The organism is Mesorhizobium sp. CA5 (genome assembly GCF_020165105.1).
GTDB lineage: Bacteria > Pseudomonadota > Alphaproteobacteria > Rhizobiales > Rhizobiaceae > Mesorhizobium.
Map to the genome: position 1 here is coordinate 97636 of NZ_JAIUHJ010000004.1, position 26798 is coordinate 124433.

Annotated in this window: 20 protein-coding genes; 4 read left to right on the forward strand and 16 right to left on the reverse strand. The window is 65.4% G+C overall.

Features of this window, described 5'->3' with window-relative positions:
* Positions 1-95: 95 nt before the first annotated feature.
* The 3 genes from LB529_RS07105 to LB529_RS07115 all read right to left on the reverse strand — a co-directional run bounded on the left by LB529_RS07105 (position 96) and on the right by LB529_RS07115 (position 4800).
* Positions 96-2471, reverse strand: coding sequence for an aldehyde dehydrogenase family protein (locus LB529_RS07105; RefSeq protein WP_224710653.1), 2376 nt, complete (start codon positions 2469-2471; stop codon positions 96-98).
* A 16-nt stretch (positions 2472-2487) separates the two neighbouring features.
* The gene (gene deoC, locus LB529_RS07110; protein ID WP_224710654.1) at positions 2488-3534 is read right to left on the reverse strand and encodes a deoxyribose-phosphate aldolase; all 1047 of its coding nucleotides are present in this window, start codon (positions 3532-3534) and stop codon (positions 2488-2490) included.
* 438 nt (positions 3535-3972) lie between these two features.
* Positions 3973-4800, reverse strand: coding sequence for a ferredoxin--NADP reductase (locus tag LB529_RS07115; RefSeq protein WP_224709228.1), 828 nt, complete (start codon positions 4798-4800; stop codon positions 3973-3975).
* Between the two features lie 221 nt (positions 4801-5021).
* Between LB529_RS07115 and LB529_RS07120 the strand changes: the two genes are divergently transcribed.
* Together LB529_RS07120 and LB529_RS07125 are read left to right on the forward strand one after the other, a co-directional pair.
* Entirely contained in the window at positions 5022-7094 is a 2073-nt protein-coding gene (locus LB529_RS07120) for a hydantoinase/oxoprolinase family protein (protein ID WP_224710655.1), read from the forward strand.
* 1 nt (position 7095) lies between these two features.
* A complete protein-coding gene (locus LB529_RS07125) occupies positions 7096-8784 on the forward strand; it encodes a hydantoinase B/oxoprolinase family protein (protein ID WP_224710656.1) in 1689 nt (562 codons plus the stop codon).
* Positions 8785-9027: 243 nt separating this feature from the next.
* Here LB529_RS07125 and LB529_RS07130 read toward each other — a convergent pair whose 3' ends face one another.
* From LB529_RS07130 to LB529_RS07155, 6 genes are read right to left on the reverse strand one after another with little or no spacing between them, the layout of a single operon-like run.
* Positions 9028-9489, reverse strand: a complete 462-nt coding sequence (locus LB529_RS07130) for a MarR family winged helix-turn-helix transcriptional regulator (RefSeq protein WP_224545399.1) — start codon at positions 9487-9489, stop codon at positions 9028-9030.
* Positions 9486-10070: an amino acid synthesis family protein gene (locus LB529_RS07135; protein WP_224710657.1), complete on the reverse strand. Its 585-nt coding sequence runs from the start codon at positions 10068-10070 to the stop codon at positions 9486-9488. The genes LB529_RS07130 and LB529_RS07135 overlap by 4 nt, the downstream gene beginning before the upstream one ends.
* Complete coding sequence (locus LB529_RS07140) at positions 10063-10947, reverse strand: UPF0280 family protein (protein WP_224710658.1); 885 nt, start codon at positions 10945-10947, stop codon at positions 10063-10065. The genes LB529_RS07135 and LB529_RS07140 overlap by 8 nt, the downstream gene beginning before the upstream one ends.
* Positions 10947-12488 (reverse strand): 6-hydroxynicotinate reductase, encoded by a 1542-nt coding sequence (locus LB529_RS07145; protein WP_224610106.1) that lies wholly within the window; start codon positions 12486-12488, stop codon positions 10947-10949. The genes LB529_RS07140 and LB529_RS07145 overlap by 1 nt, the downstream gene beginning before the upstream one ends.
* Positions 12485-15268, reverse strand: a complete 2784-nt coding sequence (locus LB529_RS07150) for a molybdopterin-dependent oxidoreductase (RefSeq protein ID WP_224710659.1) — start codon at positions 15266-15268, stop codon at positions 12485-12487. The genes LB529_RS07145 and LB529_RS07150 overlap by 4 nt, the downstream gene beginning before the upstream one ends.
* Positions 15265-16122 carry an FAD binding domain-containing protein gene (locus LB529_RS07155; protein WP_224710660.1) on the reverse strand — a complete coding sequence of 286 codons (858 nt, stop codon included), beginning with the start codon at positions 16120-16122 and terminating at the stop codon, positions 15265-15267. The genes LB529_RS07150 and LB529_RS07155 overlap by 4 nt, the downstream gene beginning before the upstream one ends.
* 301 nt (positions 16123-16423) lie before the next feature.
* Here LB529_RS07155 and pncA point away from each other — a divergent pair, with 301 nt between their 5' ends.
* Together pncA and LB529_RS07165 are read left to right on the forward strand one after the other, a co-directional pair.
* The gene (gene pncA / locus LB529_RS07160; protein ID WP_224531653.1) at positions 16424-17038 is read left to right on the forward strand and encodes a bifunctional nicotinamidase/pyrazinamidase; all 615 of its coding nucleotides are present in this window, start codon (positions 16424-16426) and stop codon (positions 17036-17038) included.
* Between the two features lie 370 nt (positions 17039-17408).
* On the forward strand, positions 17409-18791 hold the full coding sequence (locus tag LB529_RS07165; RefSeq protein WP_224710768.1) for a sodium:proton antiporter: 1383 nt from the start codon (positions 17409-17411) through the stop codon (positions 18789-18791).
* 159 nt (positions 18792-18950) lie between these two features.
* Here LB529_RS07165 and LB529_RS07170 read toward each other — a convergent pair whose 3' ends face one another.
* The 7 genes from LB529_RS07170 to pncB all read right to left on the reverse strand — a co-directional run bounded on the left by LB529_RS07170 (position 18951) and on the right by pncB (position 26641).
* Positions 18951-19679, reverse strand: a complete 729-nt coding sequence (locus LB529_RS07170; RefSeq protein ID WP_224710661.1) for an ABC transporter ATP-binding protein — start codon at positions 19677-19679, stop codon at positions 18951-18953.
* Entirely contained in the window at positions 19672-20400 is a 729-nt protein-coding gene (locus LB529_RS07175) for an ABC transporter ATP-binding protein (protein WP_224710662.1), read from the reverse strand. Before LB529_RS07175 ends, LB529_RS07170 begins: the two co-directional genes overlap by 8 nt.
* On the reverse strand, positions 20397-21359 hold the full coding sequence (locus LB529_RS07180) for a branched-chain amino acid ABC transporter permease (protein ID WP_224710663.1): 963 nt from the start codon (positions 21357-21359) through the stop codon (positions 20397-20399). Before LB529_RS07180 ends, LB529_RS07175 begins: the two co-directional genes overlap by 4 nt.
* Positions 21356-22237, reverse strand: coding sequence for a branched-chain amino acid ABC transporter permease (locus LB529_RS07185; RefSeq protein ID WP_224545258.1), 882 nt, complete (start codon positions 22235-22237; stop codon positions 21356-21358). Before LB529_RS07185 ends, LB529_RS07180 begins: the two co-directional genes overlap by 4 nt.
* Positions 22238-22253: 16 nt before the next feature.
* Positions 22254-23558 carry an ABC transporter substrate-binding protein gene (locus LB529_RS07190; RefSeq protein WP_224710664.1) on the reverse strand — a complete coding sequence of 435 codons (1305 nt, stop codon included), beginning with the start codon at positions 23556-23558 and terminating at the stop codon, positions 22254-22256.
* A 152-nt stretch (positions 23559-23710) separates the two neighbouring features.
* Positions 23711-25153 (reverse strand): hypothetical protein, encoded by a 1443-nt coding sequence (locus LB529_RS07195; RefSeq protein WP_224710665.1) that lies wholly within the window; start codon positions 25151-25153, stop codon positions 23711-23713.
* A 183-nt stretch (positions 25154-25336) separates the two neighbouring features.
* The gene (gene pncB / locus LB529_RS07200) at positions 25337-26641 is read right to left on the reverse strand and encodes a nicotinate phosphoribosyltransferase (protein WP_224710667.1); all 1305 of its coding nucleotides are present in this window, start codon (positions 26639-26641) and stop codon (positions 25337-25339) included.
* Between the last annotated feature and the right edge of the window lie 157 nt (positions 26642-26798).

A 26798-nucleotide genomic window follows, 5' to 3' on the forward strand; every position in this document is an offset into this window, starting at 1 on the left:
TGCATATAGTCTGTCGCGGCGCAAGACTTGTACGACAACCGGGCAACAAGTTCCGCTGTCCTGGACCATTCGGGCACGCCGCGCTTCGTAAGCGATCAATCGCCGTAAGGCACCCAGACATTCTTGACCTCGATGGCGCGGCGCAGGAAGACCTCGCCTGCCGCCTCCCCCGAGGCCCAGTCGAGGCTACGACCATTGCCGGTCCAGACGCGCTTGAGGTTGCCGATGGAGTCGGCCTCCGCCTTGGCGCAGGTGTCGGCATCGGCGAAGACCCAGAGCCCGTCGACGTCGTCATGCTTGGCCAGCACGCCGGCAAGCTCGGCGCCGCGGCCGGTGACGATGTTGATCGCGCCGGCCGGAATGTCGGAATATTCGATCACCTGGTAGAGGTCGGTGGCCAGCAGCGGGTGGCGCTCCGACGGGACGGCAACAACGGTGTTGCCCATGGCAAGCGCCGGCGCGACCAGCGAAATGAAGTTGAGCAGCGGCTGGTTATCCGGCGCGACGATGCCGACGACGCCCACCGGCTCATGCAGCGCGAGCGTCACGACACGGGCCGGCGGCTGGTGCACGCGGCCTTCGAACTTGTCGGTGAGGCCGGCATACAGGAACAACCGCTCGATCGACTGCTCGACCTCTTCGCGCGCGGCCTTGGCGCCGACGCCGGTGAGTTGGACAAGGCGCGCGGCAAACTCGTCGGCGCGGCCCGACAGGTTCTCGGCGAAGTAATAAAGCACCTGGCTGCGGTTGAAGGCCGTCGCCTCCGGCCAGGCCTTGCAGCCACGCGCGGATGCGACGGCGTCGCGGATATCCTTGCGGTTGCCGAGACCGACTTCGCCTGCCAGCTTGCCCTTGGCGCTGGCAATGGCGATCGAGTAATTGCCATCCGGGCGCACCTGCTTGCCGCCGATGAACAGTTTTGCCGTGCGGTCGATGGCCAAGCCGTCGGCCTGCTCGACCGGCTGGGCCGAGCCGGCCGCGGCCGGCTTGATGGCGGGGCCGACCGGCAGCTTGGCGGCGAGATATTCGAACATGCCTTCGCGGCCGCCTTCACGGCCAAAGCCGCTTTCGCGATAGCCGCCGAAGCCGCAGGCGGCGTCGAACATGTTGGTGCCGTTGACCCAAACCACGCCCGCCTTCAATTGCGGCGCGACATGCAAGGCAAGGTTGATGTTCTCACTCCAAACGGACGCGGCAAGGCCGTAGCGCGTGTTGTTGGCAAGCTCGATCGCTTCCTCGGTGTTGCGGAAACTCATCGTCGCCAGAACCGGGCCGAAGACCTCTTCCTGCGCCAGAATATTAGCCGGCGAAACACCCGTCGCCAGCGTCGGCAAGTGATAATAGCCGGAGGATGGCAAAGCGGCGTCCGGCTGCCAGCAGACGGCGCCTTGTTTCGCGCCCTCCGCGATCAGGCCCTTGACGCGGTCGAGCTGGGTGCGGTCGACCAGCGGGCCGATATCGGTGTTCTTGTCGAGCGGGCTGCCGACGCGCAGCCGGCTCATCCTGACCTTGATCTTGGCGATGAAGGCCTCCGCAACGCCTTCCTGCACCAGCAAGCGCGAGCCGGCGCAGCAGACCTGGCCCTGGTTGAACCAGATGCCGTCGACCAGACCTTCGACGGCGCTGTCGAGATCGGCATCCTCGAAGACGATGAAGGCCGACTTGCCGCCAAGCTCCAGTGAAAGCTTCTTGCCCGACCCGGCGGTGGCCTTGCGGATGATCTTGCCGACTTCCGAAGAGCCGGTGAAGGCGATCTTCTGGACGCCGGGATGATTGACGATGGCCGCACCGGCCTCCGGTCCGCCCTGGACGATGTTGACGACGCCCTTCGGCACGCCGGCCCGCTCGCAGATCTCGGCGAACAATATGGCGGTGAGCGGCGTGAATTCGGCCGGCTTCAGCACCACCGTGCAGCCTGCGGCCAAGGCCGGCGCGATCTTCCAGGCCAGCATCAGCAGCGGGAAATTCCACGGGATGACCTGGCCGACGACGCCGACCGGCTTATGGTCGGGAAAGTCCTTGTCCAGCGTCTGCGCCCAGCCGGCATGATGGATGAAGTGGCGGATCGCCAGCGGCACGTCGATGTCGCGGCTTTCGCGGATCGGCTTGCCGTTGTCGATCGATTCCAGCACCGCGAACAGGCGCTGGTGGCGCTGCATGGCGCGGCCGATGGCATAGAGCACTTTCGCGCGGGCGTAGCCCGAGGATGCCGACCATTTTGGCAGCGCCTTTGCTGCCGCCGCGACCGCCGCGTCGATATCGGCGGCGCCGGCATCCGAGATCTCGGCCAGAAGCTTGCCGGAAGACGGCTCGCTGGTGTCGAAAGTCTTGCCGCTTGCCGCCGGCTTCCAGCCGCCGTCGATGAACAGCGCCTTGGAGAAATCGCGTGCGGCGAGCCAGGCATCCGCCTCATTGCGGGCCTCCGGCGCCGGGCCGTATTCCATGGCGTGATAGCGTTCGAGAATGTTCATGGGGCGCACTCGTAGCCTACGCCATTGCGTGGCGATGGTTGGCCGAATAGTGGCCGGTCAAATGATGTTCGAGCTGGCGCTCGATGTCGGTGAGTAGGCTGGAGGCGCCGAAGCGGAACAGGTCCGGCTCGAGCCAGGGACGGCCGAGCTCCTCTTTCATCAGCACCAGCCAGTCGAGCGAGACTTTTGCCGTCGAAATGCCGCCGGCCGGCTTGAAGCCGATGAGATAGCCGGTCTCCTCAAAATAGGCGCGGATGGCGCGCACCATGGCAAGCCCGACAGGAAGCGTGGCGTTGACGCTTTCCTTGCCGGTCGACGTCTTGATGAAATCGGCGCCCGCCATCATCGCCACCATCGACGCCAGCATGACGTTGCGCAGCGTGGCAAGGTCGCCGGTGCCAAGAATGACCTTGAGATGCGCATCGCCGCAGGCGGCGCGCATGGCGACGATCTCGTTGAACAGCTCGCGCCATTTGGCGCCATAGACCAGGCCGCGCGGAATGACGACGTCGATCTCGTCGGCGCCGTCCTTCACCGATGCTTCGATCTCCTGCAGGCGCGTGGAGAGCGGCGCAAGGCCGTGCGGGAAAGCAGTCGAGACGGCGGCGACATGGATGCCGGTGCCGCGCACGGCGTCGACCGCGGTGGCGACGAAGGGATGGTAGACGCAGACCGCCGCCGGACGGATCGCCTCGCTCGATATGCCGAGGCCCTCGACGATATCGCGACGCAGGGGACTGATCGCCTTGGCGCAAAGCCGGCGCACGCGCTCGTCGGTGTCGTTGGAGTTCAGCGTGGTGAGGTCCATGCAGGCGATGGCGCGCAGGAGCCAAGCGGCCTGGTTGTCGGCCTTGATCGAGCGCCGCTTGGTGAGCGTCGCGACGCGACGCTCCAGCGCCGAGCGGTTGACGCTGCGCACCGATTCCAGAAAGCCGAGATCAAGCTTCATGCCGGGGTTGCGGGCGATGCCGTGTTCCAGCGGCAGCGGCGTGTTGGCGGCGGCGCGCGCCGGCAGCGGCATCACCTTGGGCGCGCCTGCGCCGGCCTCGCGGATCGTGCTCATCTCCTGCCCTTTCACTCAGCGCCTTTGCGCTTTTATGCCTTCGTCGGTGTCATTGGGTGGCACGAACGAAGATAGCCCGTGAAGCGATGCTTCACGAGTCTTTCAAAGGGTCATAGCGCAAAAAGCCCGCTCAGGCAGCAGATTTTTGACCGTATGGTCAAAACATCATGCTGGGTAGGCGCTCCATGCGTTGGAGATTGGCCGAAATGCCCATCCCTTCGTCATACTCGAGCTTGACCCGAGTATCCATGCCGTGACCTCTGCCGCAGAGTGCAACGGTGCAGAATTCTGTAACCGCCGCAACGTCTTAGCGTAACTGCATGGATTCTAGGGTCTGCGCGCGTCGCTCCGCTCCTTGCTCCGCCCTAGAATGACGAAGCGCGAATGCCGTCGCTAATCTCAGACGCCTCCAACAGAGCAGGCGGACCGCGATATGTCTCAGCCGACGAAGGCGCGCTCGACGACGAAGCTGGCCGGATGGCTGAGCGAGCCTTCCTGGAAGCCGAGGCTTTCGGCGAGTTCCTTGACGTCCTTCAGCATGTGCATCGAGCCGCAGATCATGATGCGGTCCGTCTCGGGATTGAGCTTGTCGATGCCGAGGTCGGAATAGAACTTGCCCGAGCCGATCAGCGCGGTGATGCGGCCCATGCGCGCCGATTCCTCGCGGGTCGTCGAATTGTAGAGCGTGACGCGGCCGCCGGTCAGCTCGCCGATCAGCGGGTCGCTCTCGAGCCCGGCCACCAGCTCCTGGCCATAGGTGAGCTCGGCATTGTCGCGGCAGGTGTGGGTGAGGATGACCTCGTCGAACTTCTCGTAGGTATCGGGGTCTCGCAGCAGGCTGGCGAAGGGCGCGATGCCGGTGCCGGTCGAGATCATGATCACGCGCTTGGCGGGCGTCAGCGCGTCGAGCACCAGCGTGCCGGTCGACTTCTGGCGCATGATGACGGTGTCGCCGACCTCAATCTTCTGCAGCTCGGAGGTCAGCGGACCGTCCGGGACCTTGATCGAGAAGAATTCAAGCTCGTCGTCCCAGGCGGGGCTCGCGACCGAATAGGCGCGGAAGATCGGCTTCTCGGCATTGGGCAGGCCGATCATGACGAACTCGCCGGAGCGGAAGCGCAGCGACTGCGGCCGGGTGATGCGGAAGGAGAACAACCGGTCGGTATAATGCTTCACCGACACCACGGTCTCGGCATAGACATTGGCCGGGATCGGGAACTGCAGCGGCTTTGCGCCGGCGACGTTCAACGCGGATGTCGTGTTCATTCCAACCCAACTTTCCGGCCCAGACGGGACCTTCTGGCGCCAAACCTTCTCGTGCGCGCCCGAACGGTCAGGTTCCGGCGTGCTCCCTGCACACTGTCAAGCGGTAAGCTCTTGTGTCCGGAATTTATTAGTATACAAATGATCTCCAGGTCAAGATGGCGGCGTAAAACGCCTTTCCAAACCGAGGCATATCCGTAGTCCTGGCATTTCGGGTTTCGGCAATGAATGAGAAATTTTCGGCGTCGGCGGGAAACGTCGTGGCTGGCATCGATGTCGGCGGAACCTTCACCGATCTGCTTTTGATCGACGGCAAGGCGGGCGGCAAGGTCCATATCGCAAAGACACCGACCACGGTGGAAAACCAGGCCTTCGGCGTCGTCGCGGCACTTGGCGCCACCGGTTTTCCGATCGACGGTATCGACCTCATCGTGCATGGCACGACGACTACGACCAACGCCGTGCTGGAACGTCGCCTGGCGCGGACCGGCATGATCACCACCCGAGGCTTTCGCGACGTGATTGAGCTTGGGCGCCGCACAAGGCCGCAGGCCTATGGAATGACGGGCACTTTTGTCCCCGTCATTCCCCGCGACCTTCGGCTGGAAGTGTCGGAGCGGGTCGAGGCGTCGGGCGCCGTGCGCATTGAACTCGACGAAGCCGAGATGCGCGATGCGGTGAAGGCGCTGCTCGACGCCGGCTGCGAGTCGCTGGTCATCCATTTCCTGCACTCCTACGCCAACCCGTCGCATGAGCGGCGTGCGGCAGAGATCGCGGCGGAGCTCTGGCCGAACGGCCACATCACCACCGGTCATGCGCTGCTTTCGGAAGCGCGCGAGTTCGAACGCGGCGTCACCGCGGCAGTCAACGCCTCGGTTCAGCCGATCCTCGAACGCTATGTCGAGCGGCTGCGCAAGGAGCTGGCGGCAAAGGGCTACGCCCGCGACTTCCTGATCATGAACGGCAATGGCGGCATGATCTCGGCCCGCTTCGTCACGCAGGAATCGGCCAAGACCGTGATGTCCGGCCCGGCCTCCGGCGTTATCGCCGCCGCCTATACGGGAAAACGCGCCGGCTTCGGCAATCTCGTCACCTACGACATGGGCGGCACCTCGACCGACGTGGCGCTGATCCGCAACGCCGAACCCGCCGTCTCCAACGAGATCGAGATCGAATATGCGATGCCGATCCATGTGCCGATGGTGGCGGTGCACACGGTGGGCGCCGGCGGCGGCTCGATCGCGCGCGTCGATGCGGCCGGGCTGATCCAGATCGGCCCGGAAAGCGCCGGCGCAAATCCCGGCCCGATCTGCTACGGGCGCGGCGGCATCGAGCCGACCATCACCGACGCCAATCTGGTGCTCGGCCGCCTGGCGCCGAAGAAATTGCTCGCCGTCGACAATCCCGTCACCGTCGAGCGCGTCACCGGGATTTTCGAAGACCGGATCGGCAAGCGCACAGGGCTCTCCGGCGTCGAAGCGGCGGGTGCCGTCTTGAGGCTCGGCAACATGAAGATGGCAGGCGCCATCCGCATGGTCTCGGTCTCGCGCGGCCACGATCCGCGCGATTTCGCGCTGTTCGCCTTCGGCGGCGCCGGACCGCTGCACGCGACGGCGCTCGCACGCGAGCTCGGCCTGCCGAGAGTGCTCGTGCCGGCGCGCCCGGGCATCACCAATGCGCTCGGCTGCGTTGTGGCCGATCTGCGGCACGACTTCGTCAACACAATCAACCAGCCGGTCGGCGGCCTCGACGAAGCTAGGCTTCGCGAGGTGTTGGAACGGCACCGTAACGAGGGCGAAGCGCTGATCGCCAAGGAAGCGGTGAAGCCGGACGAAATCCGTGTCGCGCATTCGGCCGACATGCAGTTCGTCGGCCAGACGCACATCATCAACGTGCCGCTGCCCTCCTCGTCGGTTTCACGAGAAACACTGCAGCTTCTGTTCGAAAAAGCCTATTTCGCCCGCTTCAAGGTCGAGTTGCCGGAGATCCGTGCCAACCTCGTCAACCTCAACACATCGGTTACCGGCGTGCGGCCGCAGATAGACCTGTCGCAGCTGATCGACCCGGCGGGACGCGCGGCAACGCTAATAGAGGCGCGGCGCGAGATCCGGCCGGTCTGGTACAACGGGCGCTGGCATGACACGCCGGTCTATGCGCGCGAAAAGCTGCCGCTCGACGCAACAATTGTCGGGCCGGCGATCCTCGAGCAGATGGATGCCACCACCGTGCTCGAACCCGGCGACCGGGCGCGCTCGGATGCGGACGGCAACATCATCATCGACATCGGCGAGGCCTGAGATGGCAAAGCTCGACACGATCACGCTTTCGGTGCTGCAGGCCGCGCTGCAGCAGGTCTGCGACGAGATGGACCTGACCTTCTCGCGCGCGGCCTTCTCGCCGGTCATCGCGGAAGCCAATGACCGTTCGGACGGCATCTATTCGGCCGTCGACGGCTCGCTGATCGCGCAGGGCAGCCAGGGCCTGCCGGTCTTCGTCGGTGTCATGCAATACTCGACCAGGACGGTGATCGAGATGATCGCCGACGGCCGTTGCCTGGCACCCGAGCCCGGCGACATCTACATCGTCAACGACCCCTATCTCGGCGGCACGCATCTGATGGATGTGCGCTTCGTCATGCCGGTCTATCGCGGCGGCAAGATCTTCTGCTGGCTTTCCAACACCGGCCACTGGCCGGATATAGGCGGTTCGGTGCCGGGCGGCTTCTCCGCTTCGGCCACAGCGGTCGAACAGGAAGGCCTGCGCCTGCCGCCGGTAAAACTGTTCAAGAAGGGCACGCTCGATCCGGAAATCTACGCCGTCATCTGTTCCAACATCCGGGTCGCCGACCAGCGCATCGGCGACATCCGCGCGCAGGCCGCCGCGTTGCTGATCGGCCAGGACAGGCTCAACGAAATCCTGGATCGTTACGGAGATGAAACCGTCGTCGAGGCCATTGCCGAATTGCGCCGCCGCGCCGCCGAGCAGATGCGCGCCTCGATCGCCGTGATCCCTGACGGAATCTACCGCTCGCAGGCCTTTGTCGATTCCGACGGCGTGGTGAATGAGCCGCTGACCATCAATCTCGCCGTCGAGAAAAAGGGCGACACGCTGACCTTCGATTTCGCCGGCTCGTCGAAACCCTGCGCCGGGCCGATGAACAGCGTGCTGGCGACGACCTTGTCGTCGGTCTATCTCGCGATGCGCCATATTTTTCCGGAGGTGCCGATCAGCGCCGGCGCCTTCGAACCGCTAAACGTCAAGCGGCCGGAAGGCACGTTCCTCGACGCCAAATATCCGCGCCCGGTCTCGGGCTGCGCGGCGGAGGTTTCGCAGCGCATCGCCGAAGCCGTATTCGCCGCGATGGTGCAGGCGCTGCCGGAAAAGGTGACGGCGGCGCCCGCCGGCTCCAGCGGCAATTTCGCGCTCGGCGGCAACGATCCGGCGCGCGGGCGCGACTATGTCATGTACCAGATCTCGGGCGGCGGTTATGGCGGCAATGCCGGCCATGACGGGTTGAGCAATGGCTGCTCGACCATCGGCATTTCGAAATCGCCGCCGGTCGAGATCATGGAGCAGGCGTTTCCGGTGCTCTACCGGCATTACGCGCTGCGCGAAGGCTCCGGCGGCGCGGGAAAACATCGTGGCGGCTTCGGGCTCGCCTATGAAGTCGAGCTATTGCGCGGTGAAGCGCGCGCATCATTCGTCATGGATCACGGCCGCTTCGGGCCGCAAGGCGCGCTCGGCGGCAGGGACGGCGCGCCGAACAGCGTCACCGTGTTCCGGGGCGGCGAAGCGCATGTGCCGCCGCATCTTTCCAAGGAACAGGACATCGCGCTGAAAGCCGGCGACCGCGTGCGTGTCGGCACGCCCGGCGGCGGCGGTTACGGCGATCCGCGCGAGCGCGACCCGAAGCAGGTCGCCGAGGATGTCAGGCTCGGGTACTATACGGCTGAGCAGGCCAGGGAGATGTTCGGGGTGGACGTGTAGGCGGACGGGCGTGGCCAATCGCCCGCGTCGAGTTCCCGCCAACCCCCCTCTGCCCTGCCGGGCATCTCCCCCGCAAGGGGGGAGATCAGCCGTCACCTTGGCTTTCGCCATCGCCAACGCTGCAGGACGAGCACCAGCGTCCGAACTGCTAATCTCCCCCCTTGCGGGGGAGATGCCCGGCAGGGCAGAGGGGGGTGCTGTCCCTCCAGCGTCTAAAGGTGTCACCCTCTCGAAAGCAACCCTTCAAGCCAGCTTCGCCAGCAGCCGCAGGAATGTCGCGGCCTCCTTGGCCGTCAGCGGCGCCAACGTCTCCTCGGTGATGGCGCGCGCGAGCGGGATCAGCCGCTCGATCGCCTCGCGGCCTTCCGGCGTCAGATTGACCAGCAGCCGCCTTTTGTCGACCTCGTGCTTGGAAACTTCGACCAGCCCGCGCGCCTTCAGCCGGTCGATGACACCCTTCACGGTCGCGGCGTCCATGGCTATCAGCGTTCCCAACTGGTTCTGCGAGGTTTCGCCGATGTCGTAAAGCTTGGCCAAAGCGGCAAATTGCGGCGGCGTCAGGTCGCCGATATGCGAGGCGAAGATCGAAACATGGCGCTGGTGCGCCTTGCGCAGGATGAAGCCGACCTGGTCCTGCAGGTGGTAGTTGTTCTCGTCGCCGTCTTCGGCTTCGACCAGCCGCAGCAGATTGTCCTCGGCGCTCATCTCAGGCCGTCCCATGCCTTGATGTCCTCGGCAGCCAGGCCGCCCATGCGGTTGTGGACACGCGGGCCGCAGGTCATGGCGAGGCAGAACAGTATCTCGTCCGGACGCGGGCCGTCGCTGATGCCGACCTCCATGGCGTCGAAATGGCTGCGCACATAGGCGGCGTTGATGTGGCCGAGCGGCACATCGAGCCGCGCGCCGAAGGCGCCGACCTTCTTGGCCGAGGGCACGATCGCCTTGGCGTCGCCGAGGCGCTCGCGCATGGCATAGCCGCCAGGGACATGCCACAGCGCCCCATGCTCCAGCTCCCCTGCCGTGCCGACGATGGCGCCCTTGCCGTAGCCGTCGATCTTTTTCACATCGCCGCCGAGCGCCGCGATCAGCCTGTCCGAGAGCAGAAGCCCGAGCGGCTTCAGGTCCTCCATCGCGCCCTGCAAATCCTCGACATAGCGGCCGGCGAAGGGGTTCTTGACCACGGCAAGAGCCGCCGCGCGCAGGCGGGGTTCTTTCACCACCGGTCCGCCGTCGTGAAAAATCTCCTCGGTCAAGACCGCGACCTTGCGGATCGGAAAGTCAGGCATGGGCAGTTTCCTTCGCTTTATGTTTATTGGGCGCAGCGAGCGTCACCGAGCCACTGATGCGGGCCTCGCCCGCCAGAAACAGCGCCGAGGCGGCGACCAGGCCGCGCCGGCGAAAATCTTCGGCGACGGCAAGGCCGTTGTCCAGCGCGCGCGCAATTTCGGCGGCGTCAAGCGGGCCGACGCTTTGCGTCACCAGCATCTCACCGAGATCGCTGTCCGGCGCCAGATCGCGCGCGGCGGCGCGTGCAATGGCGGGATGTCCGGGCAGATCGACGGCGTTGGCAATCAGCGTCGCCGCCGCGTCGGCCTCGGCGCCCGTCGGCGCCAGCACCGTGACGGCATCGGCTATGCCCAATGAAAACGACCGCCCGCGCCAGCCACTGGTGGCGACGCCGCGCACGCCGTCTTCACCGCGAATGGCGACGCGGTCGGCCATGCCATTCCCGGTGCCGGCGATCGCCACTGTCATCGTCTGGCCGATGCCAAGATGGAGAGCGCAGTCGCCGCCATTGTTGACGTAGGCGCGATCGAGCCGGCGGCCGGCGAGCATTGAGCTGAGAATTTCGTCGGCTACCGAACCGGCAACGGCAGCCATCGGCGTGATGAAGCATTCTGCCAACGGCATGACGGCAGCCTCCATGCGGCGCGCGGTCGGGCCTGCGAAGTCGCGCGGCGCCAGGAAGAAGGCCGGCAGGCGCAATTCGGGCAGCTCTTCGACCACCTCGATCAGGATCGTCTGAAAGCGTGCGACCGCCTGTTCGTAAGCGGCGCGGCATTCATCCGCTTCCCCAAAGGCCTCGACGATCAGATCGATCGGCCCATGGTTGAGATGGAGCCGCCTGCCGTCGGCAAGCCAATGCGCCTGCGGGCCGTTCATCAGCCGGCCCCGTTCGCCACGGCGCGGCGCAGTTGCGCCAACGGCGGCCAGGGGTTATCGGCCGGCGCGCCCGTGCCGCGGCGTGGGTTGAGATATTCGCCGCCCTTGGCGAGGATGTCCTCGATGCTGCGGATCTCGTTCTCATAGCCGCCGAGCCGGACATAGTCGTCGCGGCGCATGGTGAACTCGATCGGCGCCACCAGCGCCGGCGTCGGCACATAGCCGAAGGCGCCTTCCGGCACGCGGGTGACGTCGACCATCAGCGTGATGCCGCCGCCCGGCCAGACATAGACCGGCGCGCCCCCCACGGTCACATAGGTCTTCAACCCTTGCACCGAGCGGGTGAGGTTGACCGGGTTTTCGGTGACGCCGGCGCGCAGCGAGCCGCCGGCGCCGCCGATGAACAGAACCGTGCACAGCGCCGGCTCGCAATTGTCCTCGATCAGGCCGACGGACTTTTGCAGCCGCTCGGGAAATGGCTTCTGGACCGGCTTCAGCTGGTCGTCGAGCTCGTAATAGGCGAACTGCTCGCCGGTGGTCGAGACCATCAGCAGCGACAGGCCGGGACGCGCGCCCTTCTTGGCGTTCCAATCGCCGAGGATCGACAGCGGATCGGAGATCGTGGTGCCACCCCAGCCGAGGCCGGGCTCGGACACCTTGAAATAGCGGCCGGGGGTCGAACGGCGGCCGATGATCTTTATCCCCGTATCCTCCCAGCCCAGCACCTTGCCGGCCTGGTGCTCGGAAACGACGCCGGTGATGTGGTCGTCCACCACCACCACCTCGTCGACGAGGCCGCGCCATTGCGTGGCGAACATGCCGATGGTGGCCGAGCCGCAGCCGACGCGCATGCGATGCTCGACCTTGCCGTCGATGACCGGCGCCTTGCCGGCTTCGACGATGACCGTCGCGCCGCCGTCGATGGTGAGCTCGACGGGCTTGCGGTTGCAGAGATTGAGCAGCGCGTCGCAGGTGGCACGTCCCTCCGCTTTCGAGCCGCCGGTCAAATGATGGACGCCGCCGAGCGAAAGCATCTGCGAGCCGTATTCACCCGTCGTGACATGGCCGATCGCCTCGCCTTGCGCGCGCACGGTCGCCGTCTCGTCGCCGATGTGGCGGTCGGTGTCGATCTTCACCTTGACGCCGCAATAGGAGAAGATGCCTTCGGTGACGACGGTGACGAGATCGACGCCTTCGACCTCCTGGCTGACGATGAAAGGCGCGGGCTTATAGTCCGGATAGGTGGTGCCGGCGCCGATCGCGGTGACGAAGCGGCGGCCGGTGTTGACCAGCTCGCCGCGCCACTCCTCGCCCTCGGCAATGAACGGCACGACCGCGCCGCCGGCCTCGGCCGCGTGGTCGAGGATGGTCAGCGGGTCCATGCGCACGATGCGGCCGCCGACATTGCCGTAGCGGTCGCAGGCGCCGGTGCGGCCGTCGGCGATGTAGCACATGACCGGGCAGGCATCGCAGCGGATCTTTTCCGCCACCTGCTTCTCACCGGGATCGTGGGTTTCGAAACGTTCGGCAAGCTCGCTCATCGGCGCGCCTCCTTCTCGCGGATCGCCGCCAGGATGCGGCTCGGCGTCGCCGGCACCTTGGTGACCAGGACGCCTGTGGCATGGCGAATGGCATTGAGGATCGCCGGCGCGGTCGGGATCAGCACATGCTCGCCCAACCCTTTGGCGCCGAACGGTCCTTCCGGATCCGGAACCTCGACCAATATATGTTCGATGGGCGGCACGTCGCCGATGGTCGGGATGAGGTAGTCGTGCAGGTTCTCGGTGCGGCCGGGGATATATTCCTCCATCAGCGCCATGCCGATGCCTTGCGCGATGCCGCCTTCGATCTGGCCTTCGACCAGGACCGGGTTGATCGCCTTGCCGACATCATGCGCCGCGGTGATCTTGATCAACTTCACGGTGCCAAGCTTGAGATCGACCTCGAGCTCGGCGATCTGCGCGCCATAGCCGTAGACCGCGTAAGGCTTGCCCTGGCCCTTGGCATCGAGCGGCAGCGTCGGCGGGTCGTAAGTTTCTTCCGCGAGGAAGACGAAGCCGTCGGCATCGACCTTGAGCGTCGCGAGATCGATGCGCCGCGCGGCATCGCCCTCCCGGATGGAGATGCTGTCGCCGTCGAGCGCGATCGTCGCCTGACCGGAGACATTGGCAAACCGCAGGATTTTCTCACGCAGCGCCTGGCCGGCCTTCTCGGCGGCCTTGCCGGTGACAAAAGTCTGCCGCGAGGCAGAGGTCTTGCCGGCATCGGGCGTGATGGCGGTATCGGCGCTCTTCAGCTTGAACTTGTCCAGCGGCAGGCCGAGCGCGTCGGCGCAGATCTGGGCGATGACCGTGTTGGAGCCCTGGCCGATATCGACCGCGCCCTGGTGCAGGACGACGTCGCCGGAGGCCGAGATGCCGACCTTGATGGTGGACGGATTGGGCAACGAAGTGTTGCCGCAGCCATACCAGCAGGAGGCGATGCCGACGCCGCGCTTGCTTGCCGTATGGGTGGCATTAAACGCCTCCGCGTCCGCCAGCGCACGCGCCCAGTGCGGCTTGAGCTGTTCCAGGCATTCGCCGATCCCGACACCTGATTCCAGGCGCTGGCCGGTGACCGTTTCGTGTCCGTTACGAAGGCAGTTTTTAAGCCGGAAATCGAGACGATCCATGCCGAGCTTGGCGGCGAGCTCGTCATAGAGCGTCTCCTGCATGATGGTAGCTTGCGGCACACCGAAGCCGCGGAAGGCGCCGGCGATCGGGCCATTGGTGTGGATGGCGTAGCCCGTCGCACGGTAGTTCGGCGTGAAGTAAGGACCGGAGGCGTGCACCGGCACGCGGTTGGCGACCGTCGGGCCCCAGCTGGCATAGGCGCCGGTGTTGAAATCGCCCTCGAAGACCATGCCGGTAACCCGACCCTCGGCATCGGCGCCGATCGTCGCCTTCATCTCGGCCGGATGGCGCTTGGTGGTCGACATCATCGACTCGTTGCGCGTGTAGGCAAGTGCCGCCGGCCGCCCGGTCTTCATCGCCACGAGGCCAATGAGAGGCTGCAGCGAGACATCGAGCTTCGAGCCGAAGCCGCCGCCTGTCGCCGTCGGCACGATGCGCACCTTCTCCACAGGAAGGCCCAGCACTTTCGCCGTGTCGTCGCGGTCCATATAGGGCGCCTGGGTGCAGGCGACGACAACCAGCGTGTCGCCATCCATATAGGCGTAACCGGCTTCCGGCTCGATATAGGCGTGCTCGACAAAGGACGTCTCGATAGTGCCGGAGACGGTGGCGGCCGCGCTGGCGAACGCTCCTTCCGGATCGCCGCGCTCGACATGGCCGGAGGTGAGCAGATTGGCCGGGCGGTGCGGATGGATCAGTGCTGCGCCGTCAGCTTTCGCCTCGCGCGGCTGCAGCACATGCGGCAGCTCGGTCCAGGTGATGGGAAAGTCCATCAGGTCGAGATCGAGGATCGCCTCGCGCTCGCCGGCGACGAGCGCCACGGCCTCGCCGCGCAGGCGCGCAAAGCCCTCAGCCAGCGCCGGCTGGTCGGCGAAGGGGCCGATGACGCCGAAGCAATTCTTTCCCGGAATGTCCTTGGCGGTGAAGACGCCTGCGATGCCGGGATGCGCTTTTGACCAGGCATCGAGATCGCCGAAGCTGAAGCGGGCATGATAATGCGGCGAGCGCACCACAAGCACCGCCAGTGCGTCGGACGGGAAGGAATCGCCGCCGAATTTTTCGGCGCCTGTGACTTTCGGCACGCCGTCGAGCCGGATCGGCGAGGCACCGACGGCATGGCCGGCCTCCGGCAGGCGAAGATCCACGCTGTTCATGTGCTGCGAGGCCTGCATCACCGCCGCGACGATTTTCCTGTAGCCGGTGCAGCGGCAAAGGACGCCGCCCAGCGCATCCTGCGTCTCGGCCTCGCTCGGCCTGGGGTTGCGATCCAGCAGCGCGGTGGCCGCGACCAGCAGGCCGGGCGTGCAGATGCCGCATTGCGCGGCGCCATGTTCGAGGAAGGAGGCCTGCAAGGCGGACAGCCGGCCATCGGCGAGGCCCTCGACAGTGGCGACGGAGGCGCCGGCTACGGAGGCCACCGCCATCAGGCAGGCGCAGACCGGATTGCCGTCGACCAGCACCGTGCAGGCGCCGCAATCGCCGGCATCGCAGCCGACCTTGGTGCCGGTCAGCCGCAACTCGTCGCGCAACACCTGCGACAGCCGCCTGACCGGCGGCACCGACACGCTGACGGCAGCGCCGTTGACCTCGAAGGCGATCTCGGAGCGGTCCATACTGGACCGGGCCATGCCGGATTGGACCATGCTCATGCGGCCACCTTGCCTTGATCAAGCCCGACCGCCGCGCGCACGGCACGGACGACGATCTCGCGCGCCGCCTGCTCTCGGTACTCGGCGCTGCCGCGCACATCGGCGATCGGCGACAATTCATCGAACGGCGCCGACAGCACCGCATCGGCAAGCGCCTCATCGCTCGGACGCCCCCGCAGGGCCGCCTCGACGCCGGCGAGGCGGCGGGCAACCGCCGAGCAGGAGCCGACGGCGATCGCCGCTTCTGCGATCAAGCCGTTCTCGACCACCAGCCTCGCCGCCGCCATGGCGATCGAGATGACGAGATAGCGCCGGGCGCCGAGCTTGACGAAGGCCGAGCTGCCGGCAGCGGAACGCTTCGGCACGCGGATGGCGGTGACCATCTCGCCCGGCTGCAGCGCGGTGCGGCGATTGCCAAGGATGAAGTCACCGAGGGCCAGATGGCGGACGGCTTTCGCCGAGCGCAATTCGACATCGGCATCGAGGGCCAAAAGCGCCGGCACGCCATCCGCTGCCGGCGAGGCATTGCAGAGATTGCCGGCCACCGAGGCGACATTCTGGATTTGGACCGAACCGACCTCGCGCGCGGCCGATTTCAACGCATCGAACGCGGCCGGCAACGGGTGGCGCACGATGTCGGTCCAGGTCGTGCGCGCGCCGACGCGCCAATACTCCCCGGTCTCGGCGATGCCGCGCAGTTCGGCGAGACCGTTGACGTCGAGGACGTTGTCGCGGAAGGGTTTCGCGCCCTGCGCCGGATAGAAATCCGTGCCGCCGGCGAGAATGCGCCAGCGGTCCTCGCCAAGCAAAGCGAGCGTTTCGTCGACCGTGGTGGGTTTTGCGTAACGGATCACGCTCTGCCTTCCAGACAATTGCGCCTTCCCAGACCTTAGGCCTTCCCCAGGCCTCCCGAAGTGCCGCTTCAGGTCTTCTTGCCGGTCTCCGGACCGGTCAAATTCATTCGTATGCAAATGATATCAGGCCGGCCGGAATTGTCAAAGCCGGAGTTGGCGCCGCGAAGAGCTGAACGCGATTGTTATGGCGCCGGAGGTTGACGCCGCCGGCCATCTGGTCAAGGTTCCGTGTCCGGTCGCGTCAGCGGCTTTTGGACAGGTGCCCCAAGCCAGACGAGAGGGCCGAAACGAAAGGGACCGCATGGCCGAAGAAGCGCTCATCGTCATCGACCTGCAGAACGATTTTTGCCCCGGCGGCGCGCTGGCGGTTGCCGGCGGCGACGAGATCGTCCCCTTGGTCAACGACCTGATCCGGCGAACGGAGCACGTGATCCTGACCCAGGACTGGCACCCGGCCGGGCATTCGAGCTTTGCCTCCAGCCATCCGGGCAAGCAGCCTTTCGAGGGCATCGAGATGCCATATGGGCCGCAGACGCTGTGGCCGGATCATTGCATCCAGGGAAGCCTCGGCTCCGATTTCCATTCCGGGCTCGCCTGGACCAAGGCGGAACTGGTGATCCGCAAGGGGTTCCGCACGGCGATCGATTCTTATTCCGCCTTCTTCGAGAACGACCATAAGACGCCGACCGGCCTCGGAGGCTATCTGAAGGAACGTGGCATCGACACGATCACCCTGGTCGGCCTCGCCACCGATTTCTGCGTCGCCTTCTCTGCGCTCGACGCGGTCAAGCAGGGTTTCAGGACGACCGTGCGGCTCGACGCCTGCCGCGGCATCGACCTCAACGGCTCGGTCGAGGCGATGCTGAAGCGGATGCGCGACGCCGGCGTGACGCTCGAAGACCATTCGGCGGATTGACCGGATCGTGGGGCAAGCGACGGTTCCTTTCGTATCTTCCTGGTGGGGAGAGGCCACCAGTTTGCGGAGCCAAGATGCGGGTTCCCCCTTCTCCCCTTGTGGGGTGAGAAGAGGTCCGCGTAGCGGACGAAAAGCCAATCGCTTGGCTTTTCGAACTTCGAACGCCCTGAGCCAGCGAAGGGCCGGGTGGTGTCGCCGAAGGCGACGGATGAGGGGTGTTCCAGGGAACGCCAACGCCTCACTCCGCTGGAACACCCCTCATCCGTCTCGGCGCTACGCGCCGATCCACCTTCTCCCACAAGGGGAGAAGGGGAAGGCGCGCCGCGGCCGAAGGAAGGAGCTTTTCGCATTCATCGCGCTCGCCATCGCGATGCTGTTTCCGGCGCAGGCGCTCGCGGCCGAAATTCACGGGCTGCCGGGCGCCGCGATGCCGCTGTGGTGGGGATTGCCTTTTGCCGGCTTGCTCTTGTCGATCGCGACCGGACCGCTGCTTTTCCCGCATGCGTGGGAGCATCATTACGGCAAGATCGCCGCTGCCTGGGCCATGCTGGCGGTGGTGCCGCTGACGATCGCCTTCGGCCTTCCGTCGGCAGGCGAAGCGGTGCTGCACACGCTGCTTACCGAATATCTGTCCTTCATTATCCTCCTGTTCGCGCTCTACACCATCTCGGGCGGCATCCTGCTTGCCGGCAACATCCACGGCACGCCGCTCGTCAATGCCGGCCTGCTGCTCATCGGTGCGCTGCTTGCCTCGGTGATCGGCACCACCGGCGCCTCGATGATCCTGATCCGGCCGATGCTGCGCGCCAACGACAACCGGCCGTTCAACGCGCATGTGGTGATCTTCTTCATCTTCCTGGTCTCCAACATCGGCGGCTCACTGACGCCGCTTGGCGATCCGCCTCTGTTCGTCGGCTTCCTGCGCGGCGTCGATTTCTTCTGGACGACCGCGAATCTGTGGCGCGAGACGCTGTTCAGCGGCGGGCTGGTGCTCACCGTCTTCCTGGCGCTCGACATCATGCTGCATCGCCGCGAAGGCGGCATGCCGAAGATCAAGGACCCGACGCCGGACACGAAGGTGCGCTTGCGCGGCCTGGCCAATTTGCCGCTGCTTGCCGGCGTGATCGGCGCGATCCTGCTTTCGGCGAGCTGGAAGCCGGGCATCAGCATCCCGATCCTCGGCGTCGGCCTCGAGCTGCAGAACCTGGTGCGCGACGCCATCATCCTGGCGCTCGCCTTGCTGTCCCTCAAGGTGTCGTACAAGAGCCACCGCGAGGCGAACGGCTTCACCTGGGAGCCGATCGCCGAGGTGGCGAAGCTCTTTGCCGGCATCTTTACCTGCATCGTGCCGGTGATCGCTATCCTGCGGGCCGGCCATGACGGCGCGCTGGCGCCGCTGGTGGCCCTGGTCACATCCGCCGACGGCCAGCCGAACAATCTCGCCTATTTCTGGCTGACCGGGGCGTTGTCGTCGTTCCTCGACAATGCGCCGACTTATCTGGTGTTCTTCGAGCTTGCCGGCGGCGATGCGCACCACTTGATGACCGAGGCCGCCTCGACATTGGCCGCGATCTCGGCGGGCGCCGTGTTCATGGGAGCCAACACCTATATCGGCAATGCGCCGAACTTCATGGTCTTCGCCATCGCCCGGCATCGCGGCTTCAAGATGCCCGGCTTCTTCGGCTATATGGCGTGGTCGGGGCTGGTGCTGATCCCGACGTTCTTGGTTGCGGGGATTTTGTTTTTTAGTTGAGGCGGTGCAAAGCCTTACCTCCCCTTGTGGGGAGGTCGGACCGAAGGTCCGGGTGGGGGCGGCGCGGGGGGGGGGGGGGGGGGGGGGGGGGGGGGGGGCGGCGCTGCCCCCTCCCCGCTGCTTTGCAGCGACCCTCCCCACAAAGGGGGAGGGTAATCCTCAGCCAACGCCCACATACCTGCGCACCGCCGACGGATCGGCGCGCAGTGCCTCGACATCGACCGTCTCGCGATTGCGGCCGTTTTCGATGAAGCAAACCCGATCCGCCACCGACAGCACGGCGTCGACACGCTGCTCGACCACGATGGTCGAGACGCCGAGCTCGCGCAGCTTCGCCACCGTCTCGCGGATTTTGGCGATCATTGACGGCATCAGCCCTTCGGTCGGCTCGTCCAGCAGCAGTACTTGCGGCTCGAGGCAGAGCGCGCGGGCCATTGCCAGCATCTGCTGCTCGCCGCCCGAGAGCGTGCCGGAGCGCTGCCTCAGCCGCTCCCTGAGCAACGGGAAGAGATCGAGCACGCTCTCGCGGGTTTGCTTGCCCTTGCCGCGCGCCATCAGGCCGATCTCGATGTTTTCCGCCACCGTCATCTCGGCGAACAGCCGCCTGCCCTGCGGCACATAGGCGACGCCGGCTTTGGGCACGTCATGCGCGGCGAGCCCGGTCAGTTCCTTGCCGTCCAGCTTGATCGAGCCGGCCGCCGCCGGAACTAGACCCATGATCGCCTTCAGCGTCGTCGTCTTGCCGGCGCCGTTGCGGCCAAACAGGCAAAGCACCTCGCCCTTGTTCAGCGTGAGGTCGAGGCCGTATAGCACCTGCACCTCGCCGTAGAAGCAATCGAGGCCGGAAATGGTGAGCAATCCGCCGTTGGCTCCAATGGAGTCAGCCATGGGTCGCTCCGAGATAGGCGTCCTGCACCTCTGCGTTGGCGCGGATCTCACCCGGCGTTCCTTCGGCGAGGATCTTTCCCGAATTGAAGACGGTGATGCGGTCGGCAAGCTGCATGACCACCGGCATGTTGTGCTCGATCAAAAGCACCGTGGCGTCCCTGGCGATCTCGCGCACCAGCGTGATGAAATTGTCGATCTCGCTGTCGGCGAGACCCTGCGTCGGCTCGTCGAGGATCAGCAGGCGCGGCTTCAGCGCCAGGCCCATCGCGACTTCGAGCAGGCGCTGGTGACCATAGGAAAGCTGCCCGGCAAGCGCGCCGGCGCGGTCGGCAAGGCCGGTCCGTTCGAGCGCCGCCATCACGCCGCTTCTCACCTGGCCATTCGTGCGGCCGTCGGTCAACGTGCGCTGCACCGGCAGCGCGACATTGTCGAAGGCGGTGAGATTGGCGAAGACGCTGGTGATCTGGAATGTATAGGCGACGCCGAGGCGAACCCTTTTGTAAGCCGGCATGGCGGTGATGTCGGCGCCGTCGAAGACGACCATTCCGGATGACGGCCGGATGCGGCCTGAGAGCAGGCTGACGAAGGTGGTCTTGCCGGCGCCGTTGGGGCCGATGATGGCGCGGATCTCGCCCGGCATCAGCGCGAAGTCGACACCGTCGACCGCGCGCAGGCCGCCGAAATGACGCGACAGGCCCTTGGTGGTAAGCAGCGGCGTCATGGCAGCCACCCCAGCCAGCGCTCGCGGATGCTGCCCAGAATGCCTTTCGGGAAGAACAGCACCAACAGGATGAGCGCCACGCCGACGATCAGCAGATAGGCGGAGGTGAAGCCGCTGGTGATGTCGGTGACATAGTACATGAACAGCGTGCCTACGAGCGGCCCGAGCGTGGTCGCGGCACCCCCGAGCAGGACCCAGAGCAGCGGCAGGATGGAATATTGCACGGAAGCGAAGCTCGAGCCGACATAGCCGAACAGCAGCGCATAGGCCGCGCCCGAGGCTGCGCAAATGGCCCCGGAGGCGACGACGGCGGCGAGCTTGTTGGCGACCGTGTCGTAGCCGAGCATCTTGGTGCGCTCCTCATTCTCGCGAATGGCGACCAGCACGCGGCCGAAGCGGGAGCGGACGACGGCTAGAGTGACGAGCAGAATGATCGAGAAAAGCGCCAGCGCGATCATGTAGCGCACGGTCGGGTCGGTCAGGTCGAAGGATGCGCCGCCGATCGCGATCACCCGCGACGCCTGCTGGATGACCAAGCCCTGGTCCCCGCCCGTCCAGGCGGCGAAATAGAGGATGAGCAGATAGAAGACCTGAGCGAACATCATGGTGACGATCATGAAGGCGACGCCGGAGGTGCGCAGCGCCAGCAGGCCGATGACCAAGGCGAGCAGCGCGCCACAGGCGACGCCGGCGACAAAAGCTGCCGGCACGCCCCAGCCGAGGTGATAGACGGTCAAGCCGGCGCCGTAGAGGCCGGCCGAGAAGAACATGGCATGGCCGAGGCTGAGCAGGCCGACATAGCCGAAGAGCAGATTGTAGCCCATGGCGAAGACGGCGAGCGCCATGATGCGGGCGAACAGGCCCTGGTGGTAGTCCGGCAGGACGAAGTTCAGCGCGAAGAGAAGCGCGATGACGCCGATATGCAGGGCGTAGGTCTTTGCCGGTGAAGCATCCCTCATCGCGGCGTGGTCCCGAACAGGCCTTGCGGCCGGAACACCAGCACCATGGCGACGACCAGCGTGGCGATGATCTTGGCCAGCGTCGGCGAGAAGAACATCGAGATGATGCCGTCGGAAAGGCCGATCAGGACGGCGGCCACAACGGTGCCGCGCAGCGATCCCAGGCCGCCGATGATGACCACGATGAAGGAGAGCAGCAGCGGGTCTTGCCCCATCAGGTAATGCGCCTGGCTGATCGGCACGATCAGCACCGCGGCGATCGCCGCCAGCATGGCGCCGACGGCGAAGACGCCGGCATAGACGCGCTCGACCGGGATGCCGAAGGCCTGCGCCGTCTCGCGGTCATATTGGGTTGCCCGCATGATCAGGCCGATCTTCGTTCGCGTCAGCACCAGCCAGGTGATGACCAGCAGAATGGCGGAGGCTGCGACCACCGAGAGCTTGTAGCCGGAATAGCCGAACCAAGGCAGGAGAATGCGGTAGCTGAAAGGCGGCTCGACCGGGCGCGCCTCGGGACCATAGAAGGTCAGCGCCAGCTGCTGGATGATGTAGAGCATGCCGATGGTGGCGACGATGGTGCCTTCGGGATTGTAGTGGAGGCGGCGCAGCACCAGGCGTTCGGCAATCAGCGCGACCAGCCCGACCAGCAAGGGCGCGATCACCAGCGCGGCGACGAAACCGATCGCCGGGTGGCCGGAAATCGCCGTCGAGACCGCCCAGGCGAGCACCGCGCCCAGCATGAAGAACTCGCCATGCGCGACATTGACGACGCGCATGACGCCGAACACCAGCGACAGGCCAAGCGCCGTCAGCGCCAGCACGGCGGAGGTGACGAGGCCTTCGAGCGCGGCGAGGAGGAGATGGGGTCCGAAGTGCATATGCTATGAGACAAGCTCACAGCGCCTGCTTCGTATAGTCCCCTTCCGGCTCGTAGAGGCCGTCCTCGATCTTGGTCTTGTGGACGACCTTGAGCTTGCCGCCTTCGACCTTGGAGATGTTCTGGATGCCGAAGCACTGGTGGATCTTGCCGTTGAAGGTTTTCGGGCCCTGCGGATGCTCCGGCCCTTCGGCGAACTCCTTCAGCGCCTCGGTCGCCTCGACCAGCTTGGCGCGGTCTTCGGGTCCCTTGTAGCCGGCGTCTTCCATCGCCTTCTTGACCACGTAGAGCGTTTCCCAGCAGCCGAACATGTGGGCGGCGGTGGAGACGTCCTTGGGGTCGCCGACCGCGGCGCCGTTGTCGTCGATGCCGACCGCGGCGCGGTAGGCTTTCTGCGCCGCAGAATCGTCAGGCTGCGCATAGCGCGGAGAGCCTTCCCAGAAATGGCTGCCGTCGAGGAATTCGAGGCCGGGGCTGTTGATGTCGACGGCTTCGAGCGAGTCGATGAAGCCGAAGAGCTGCGGCCGTTGCGAACCATAGAATTCGCCGAGCTCCTTGACGAAGGTGAGCACGGCCGGACCGACCATGACATGGTAGATCACCTCGGTCTCGGCCGGGATCTGCGGGAAGTACTTTGTGAAGGAGCTCTCCGTCGGCGGGATGGCGATCTGAGCGATCACGTCGGCGCCCTGCGCCTTCAGCGCCGGCGGCAGGTAGTCGCGATGGTCGTAGCCGAAGGCGAAATCGGGGAATATCTGCGTCACCTTCTTGCCCGCGTTCGCCGCGATCCATGGCGCCATCGACTGGATCTGGCTCTTCACGTCGGTGATGCCGGGCTGGAAGACGTAGCGGTTAAGCTTGGTGGAAGCGACGTGATGGCCTTCGCTAACCACGAAATAAGGGATCTTGTTCTCGCCGGCGGCGGGCGCCGAGCCGATCACGACATGCGAGAACAAGGTGCCGAAGACGATATCGGTCTTGTGCTGCTTGGCAAACTTGTTGACCACCTCGGCGCCGCGCGCCGGATCGGTGCCGTCATCCTCGATGACCAGCTCGACCTTGCGGCCGCCGATACCGCCGGCGTCGTTGATCGCCTTGACAGCGGCGGCGCTGGTCTTCTCGTACCAGCGACCATAGGCGGCGCCGATGCCGGTGCGGTGCAACTGGAAGCCTATTTTGATCGGCGCCGAGCTCTGCGCCTGGCTGTAACGGACAAAGCCCGGCGCCAGCGCCAGGCCGGCCCCGGCGGCGATACTCTTCAGCGCGGTGCGGCGCGACAGCGTCGTCTTGGAGAGGTCGAAAAATCCGTTCTTGTCAGCCATGTCGGTTCCCCTGTTTTTTCAGTCTTGACCAGCGATAAGGCGGCTAACCCATCCTCTTCCGAAGGATGGGAAAATTGCATGTGTACAAACTAAATCACCAAAGCCGCGACGTGGCAAGCTAGCTTCCCTCGCGTCATGGCGGCGGCCTTGTCTCATCCCGCCGTCGGCGTGGCAAGCAGCCACAGGCCGAACATTGTGTAGGCGATCATCAGCAGCGTGAGTGGAAGCTGGCTGAGCGCTGCGCGCGACGGCTGAGGATGGAGACGCCAGGCAAGGCCATGCGCGACGAGGACCGCCAGCACATGGCCGGCGATGATGACGCCGGCCTGCAGATTCCACAGCCACCAGGCGGACTCGGCGCCGGCGACGACACCGGCCTCGACCATCCTGTTGGCGGTGCCGAACAGATTCCAGCCGAGCGCGAAAGGATCGGAGAGCGCGACCAGCGCATACTGGCCGTCGACCAGGAGCACGGTGAGGTAATGCGCGATATGATAGGCGAGCGCGATCGGCACGATCGACCAGACCAGCAGGCCGGCGGCTTTTCCGAACGACTGCGCATTGCCGGCGAGGCGCTGTCCAAGAAAGGCGGCCAACGCGAATACCGCTGCCAGCAGGACAAGGGTCAGCACGAGGCCAAAGCTGCCGACGCCGATCAGCGCGGTGCGGCCGGGAAATTCCAGCGGGTTGACGCCGAACAGGCTGAGCCAGAAGAAGGTCTTCGACAGGCCGTCGAAGGACACCGAAGAAAGCGCCAGCAGGAGGAAAGCTGTGCCGCTCAGCGGCAGCGGGTCGCCGGCAAGCAGCTTCGCACCGGGCCAGCAGAGCGAGAGCCGACCATCAAGGCGTTCGGCAGGCGCGAAGCGGGCCACCATGGCGAAGAATACAGTGAGGAATTCGCCGCGATTGCTCCAGGCGTCGTAGCCGAAGATGAGCATCGCGACGAGGCTGGCCAGCCAGTAGAGGCCGGCGGCAAAAGCCAGGCGGGCCGGATCGTCGGGTGCCGGATCGATCAGCTCAAACCAGGCGAAGGCGAAGAACAGCACGAAGGCCGGCCAGTAGCCGAGCCAGTTGATCGGGCGCGACGGCGGGGCTTCGGCCCGTCGGCTGCCGACAAGCCGGCTCACGACGCGCCAGGGCCCATACCATGGGTTGAGCCACGCCCACAGGTCGCCGAGCATGCCTTGCAGCAGGGTGAAGCCGGCCCAGAGCGGCGTCCAAATCACGAGTGGGAGAGGGTTGGAAAGCGGGTCGCGACTGCCGGAGAGACCGGCAGCGACGAGAAGCGCAAAGCCGGCAAAGGAAATCAGGCTGACGACAATGCGGGGGGTGTCGCTGAAAGCAAATAGGGGTAGGCGCCGACGCCGAAAATTGTCGAGGGCGGCAGGCGGCAGCAGCGCCAGCACGAGGAAGCTGACGGCTACCGCCAGCGCGCCGCCGGCGATGTAGTAACCGGTCGGGAGGAGCAGGACGTGGCCGCGGTCGGAGGCATGGGCGAAAACGGGGGTGGGGAGAGCGGCTGCCAAGGCAGTTGCGAGAAAGGCCAACCTCCAACGTTGGCGCTCTACGGCGCTCCCCTCTGCCCTGCGGGGCATCTCCCCCTCTTGGGGGGAGATTAGCAGTTTCGGCGCCAGCTCTCCTCCTGCGACGTCGGAGATTGGCGAAAGCGGAGATGACAGCGTAATCTCCCCCCTAGAGGGGGAGATGTCCGGCAGGACAGAGGGGGGCGCGAAGGAACTCGGCTTATCCGGGAATTCCATTCGTCCGGGCCTTAAGCCTCACACCTTCACCAGCTGCTCCACCCGTCCCTTCTCGCCAAAAATCCTCAGATACCGCTTGATCTCCTTCTCGTCCCCAGTCGCCTTGGCGGGGTTGTCCGACAGCTTCACCGCCGGCCGGCCATTGGCCTCACTGACCTTGCAGACGAGCGAGATGGCGTCGAGGCTCTTGGTTTCGGTCGGCGCGCAACCCTCAAAATCATTGGTGAGGTTGGTGCCCCAGCCGAAGGACATGCGCACCTTGCCGCGGAAATGCTTGTAGGTCTCCTCGATTGTCTCAACTTCCAGGCCGTCGGAGAAGATGAGCAGCTTCTGCTTGGGATGCCTGCCTTTCTCACGCCACCAGGAGAGGATCTTCTCGCCGCCTTCGATCGGCGGCGCGCTGTCCGGCCGGAAGCCGGTCCAATCGGCGATCCAGTCCGGCGCATCGCGCAGGAACGCGGCGGTGCCGAAAGTGTCGGGGAGCACGATCAGGAGATTGCCGCCATAATAGCGCTGCCAGTCCTGCAGCACCTTGTAGGGTGACTGCCTCAGCTCCTCTTCGGAATTGGCAAGGGCGGCGAAGACCATGGGCAATTCATGCGCATTGGTGCCCAAAGCCTCGAGGTCGTTGTCCATGGCCAGAAGCACGTTGGAGGTGCCGGTGAAGGCATCGCCGATGCCTTCCTTCAGCGCCTCGACGCACCAGCGCTGCCACAGGAAGGAATGGCGGCGTCTTGTGCCGAAGTCGGAAATGCGGATGCCGGGCAGCGCCTTCAGCCGCTCGGTCTTGGCCCACATCTTGGCCTTGGCGCGGGCGTAGAGCACGTCGAGCGCGAACGGGCCGAAGGAGCGCATCGCCGCTCGCGAGCGCAGCTCGTTGATGATCGCAAGTGCCGGGATTTCCCAGAGCGTTGTGTACATCCAGGGCCCGGCGAAGGAGAGCTCGAACTGGCCGTCGCGCCTGGAAAGCTCGTATTCGGGCAGGCGGAAATTCTCGAGCCAGGCGAGGAATTCCGGCTCGAAGATCTGCTTGCGGCCGTAAAAGGTGTTGCCGCCCAGCCAGATCATCTCCTTCTTCGAGAAACGCAATGTGCGGGCGTGGTCGAGCTGTTCGCGCAACTCGCCCTCATCGATCTCATCGGCCAGCCGCACCGAGGTGGTGCGGTTGATCAGCGAGAAAGTGGCATCGACCTTGGGATACATGCCCCAGATCATCTGCAGCATCAGAAGCTTATAGAAGTCGGTGTCCAGCAGGCTGCGGACGATCGGGTCGAGCTTCCAGGTGTGGTTGTAGACGCGCCGCGCTATATCGGTCTTTGCCATGCTCGCTCACCCATAACGCACAACGCACGGAAACGCGGGCGCCACGCTTCAAATCCTTGTTCGATCAATTCCGGACGGAACCCCGTTGCGCGGAATTGCTTTAGCAACTGCCTCTTAGCACCGTATTTTCGAACGCGCTTGCTGCTTTGCAAGCTGG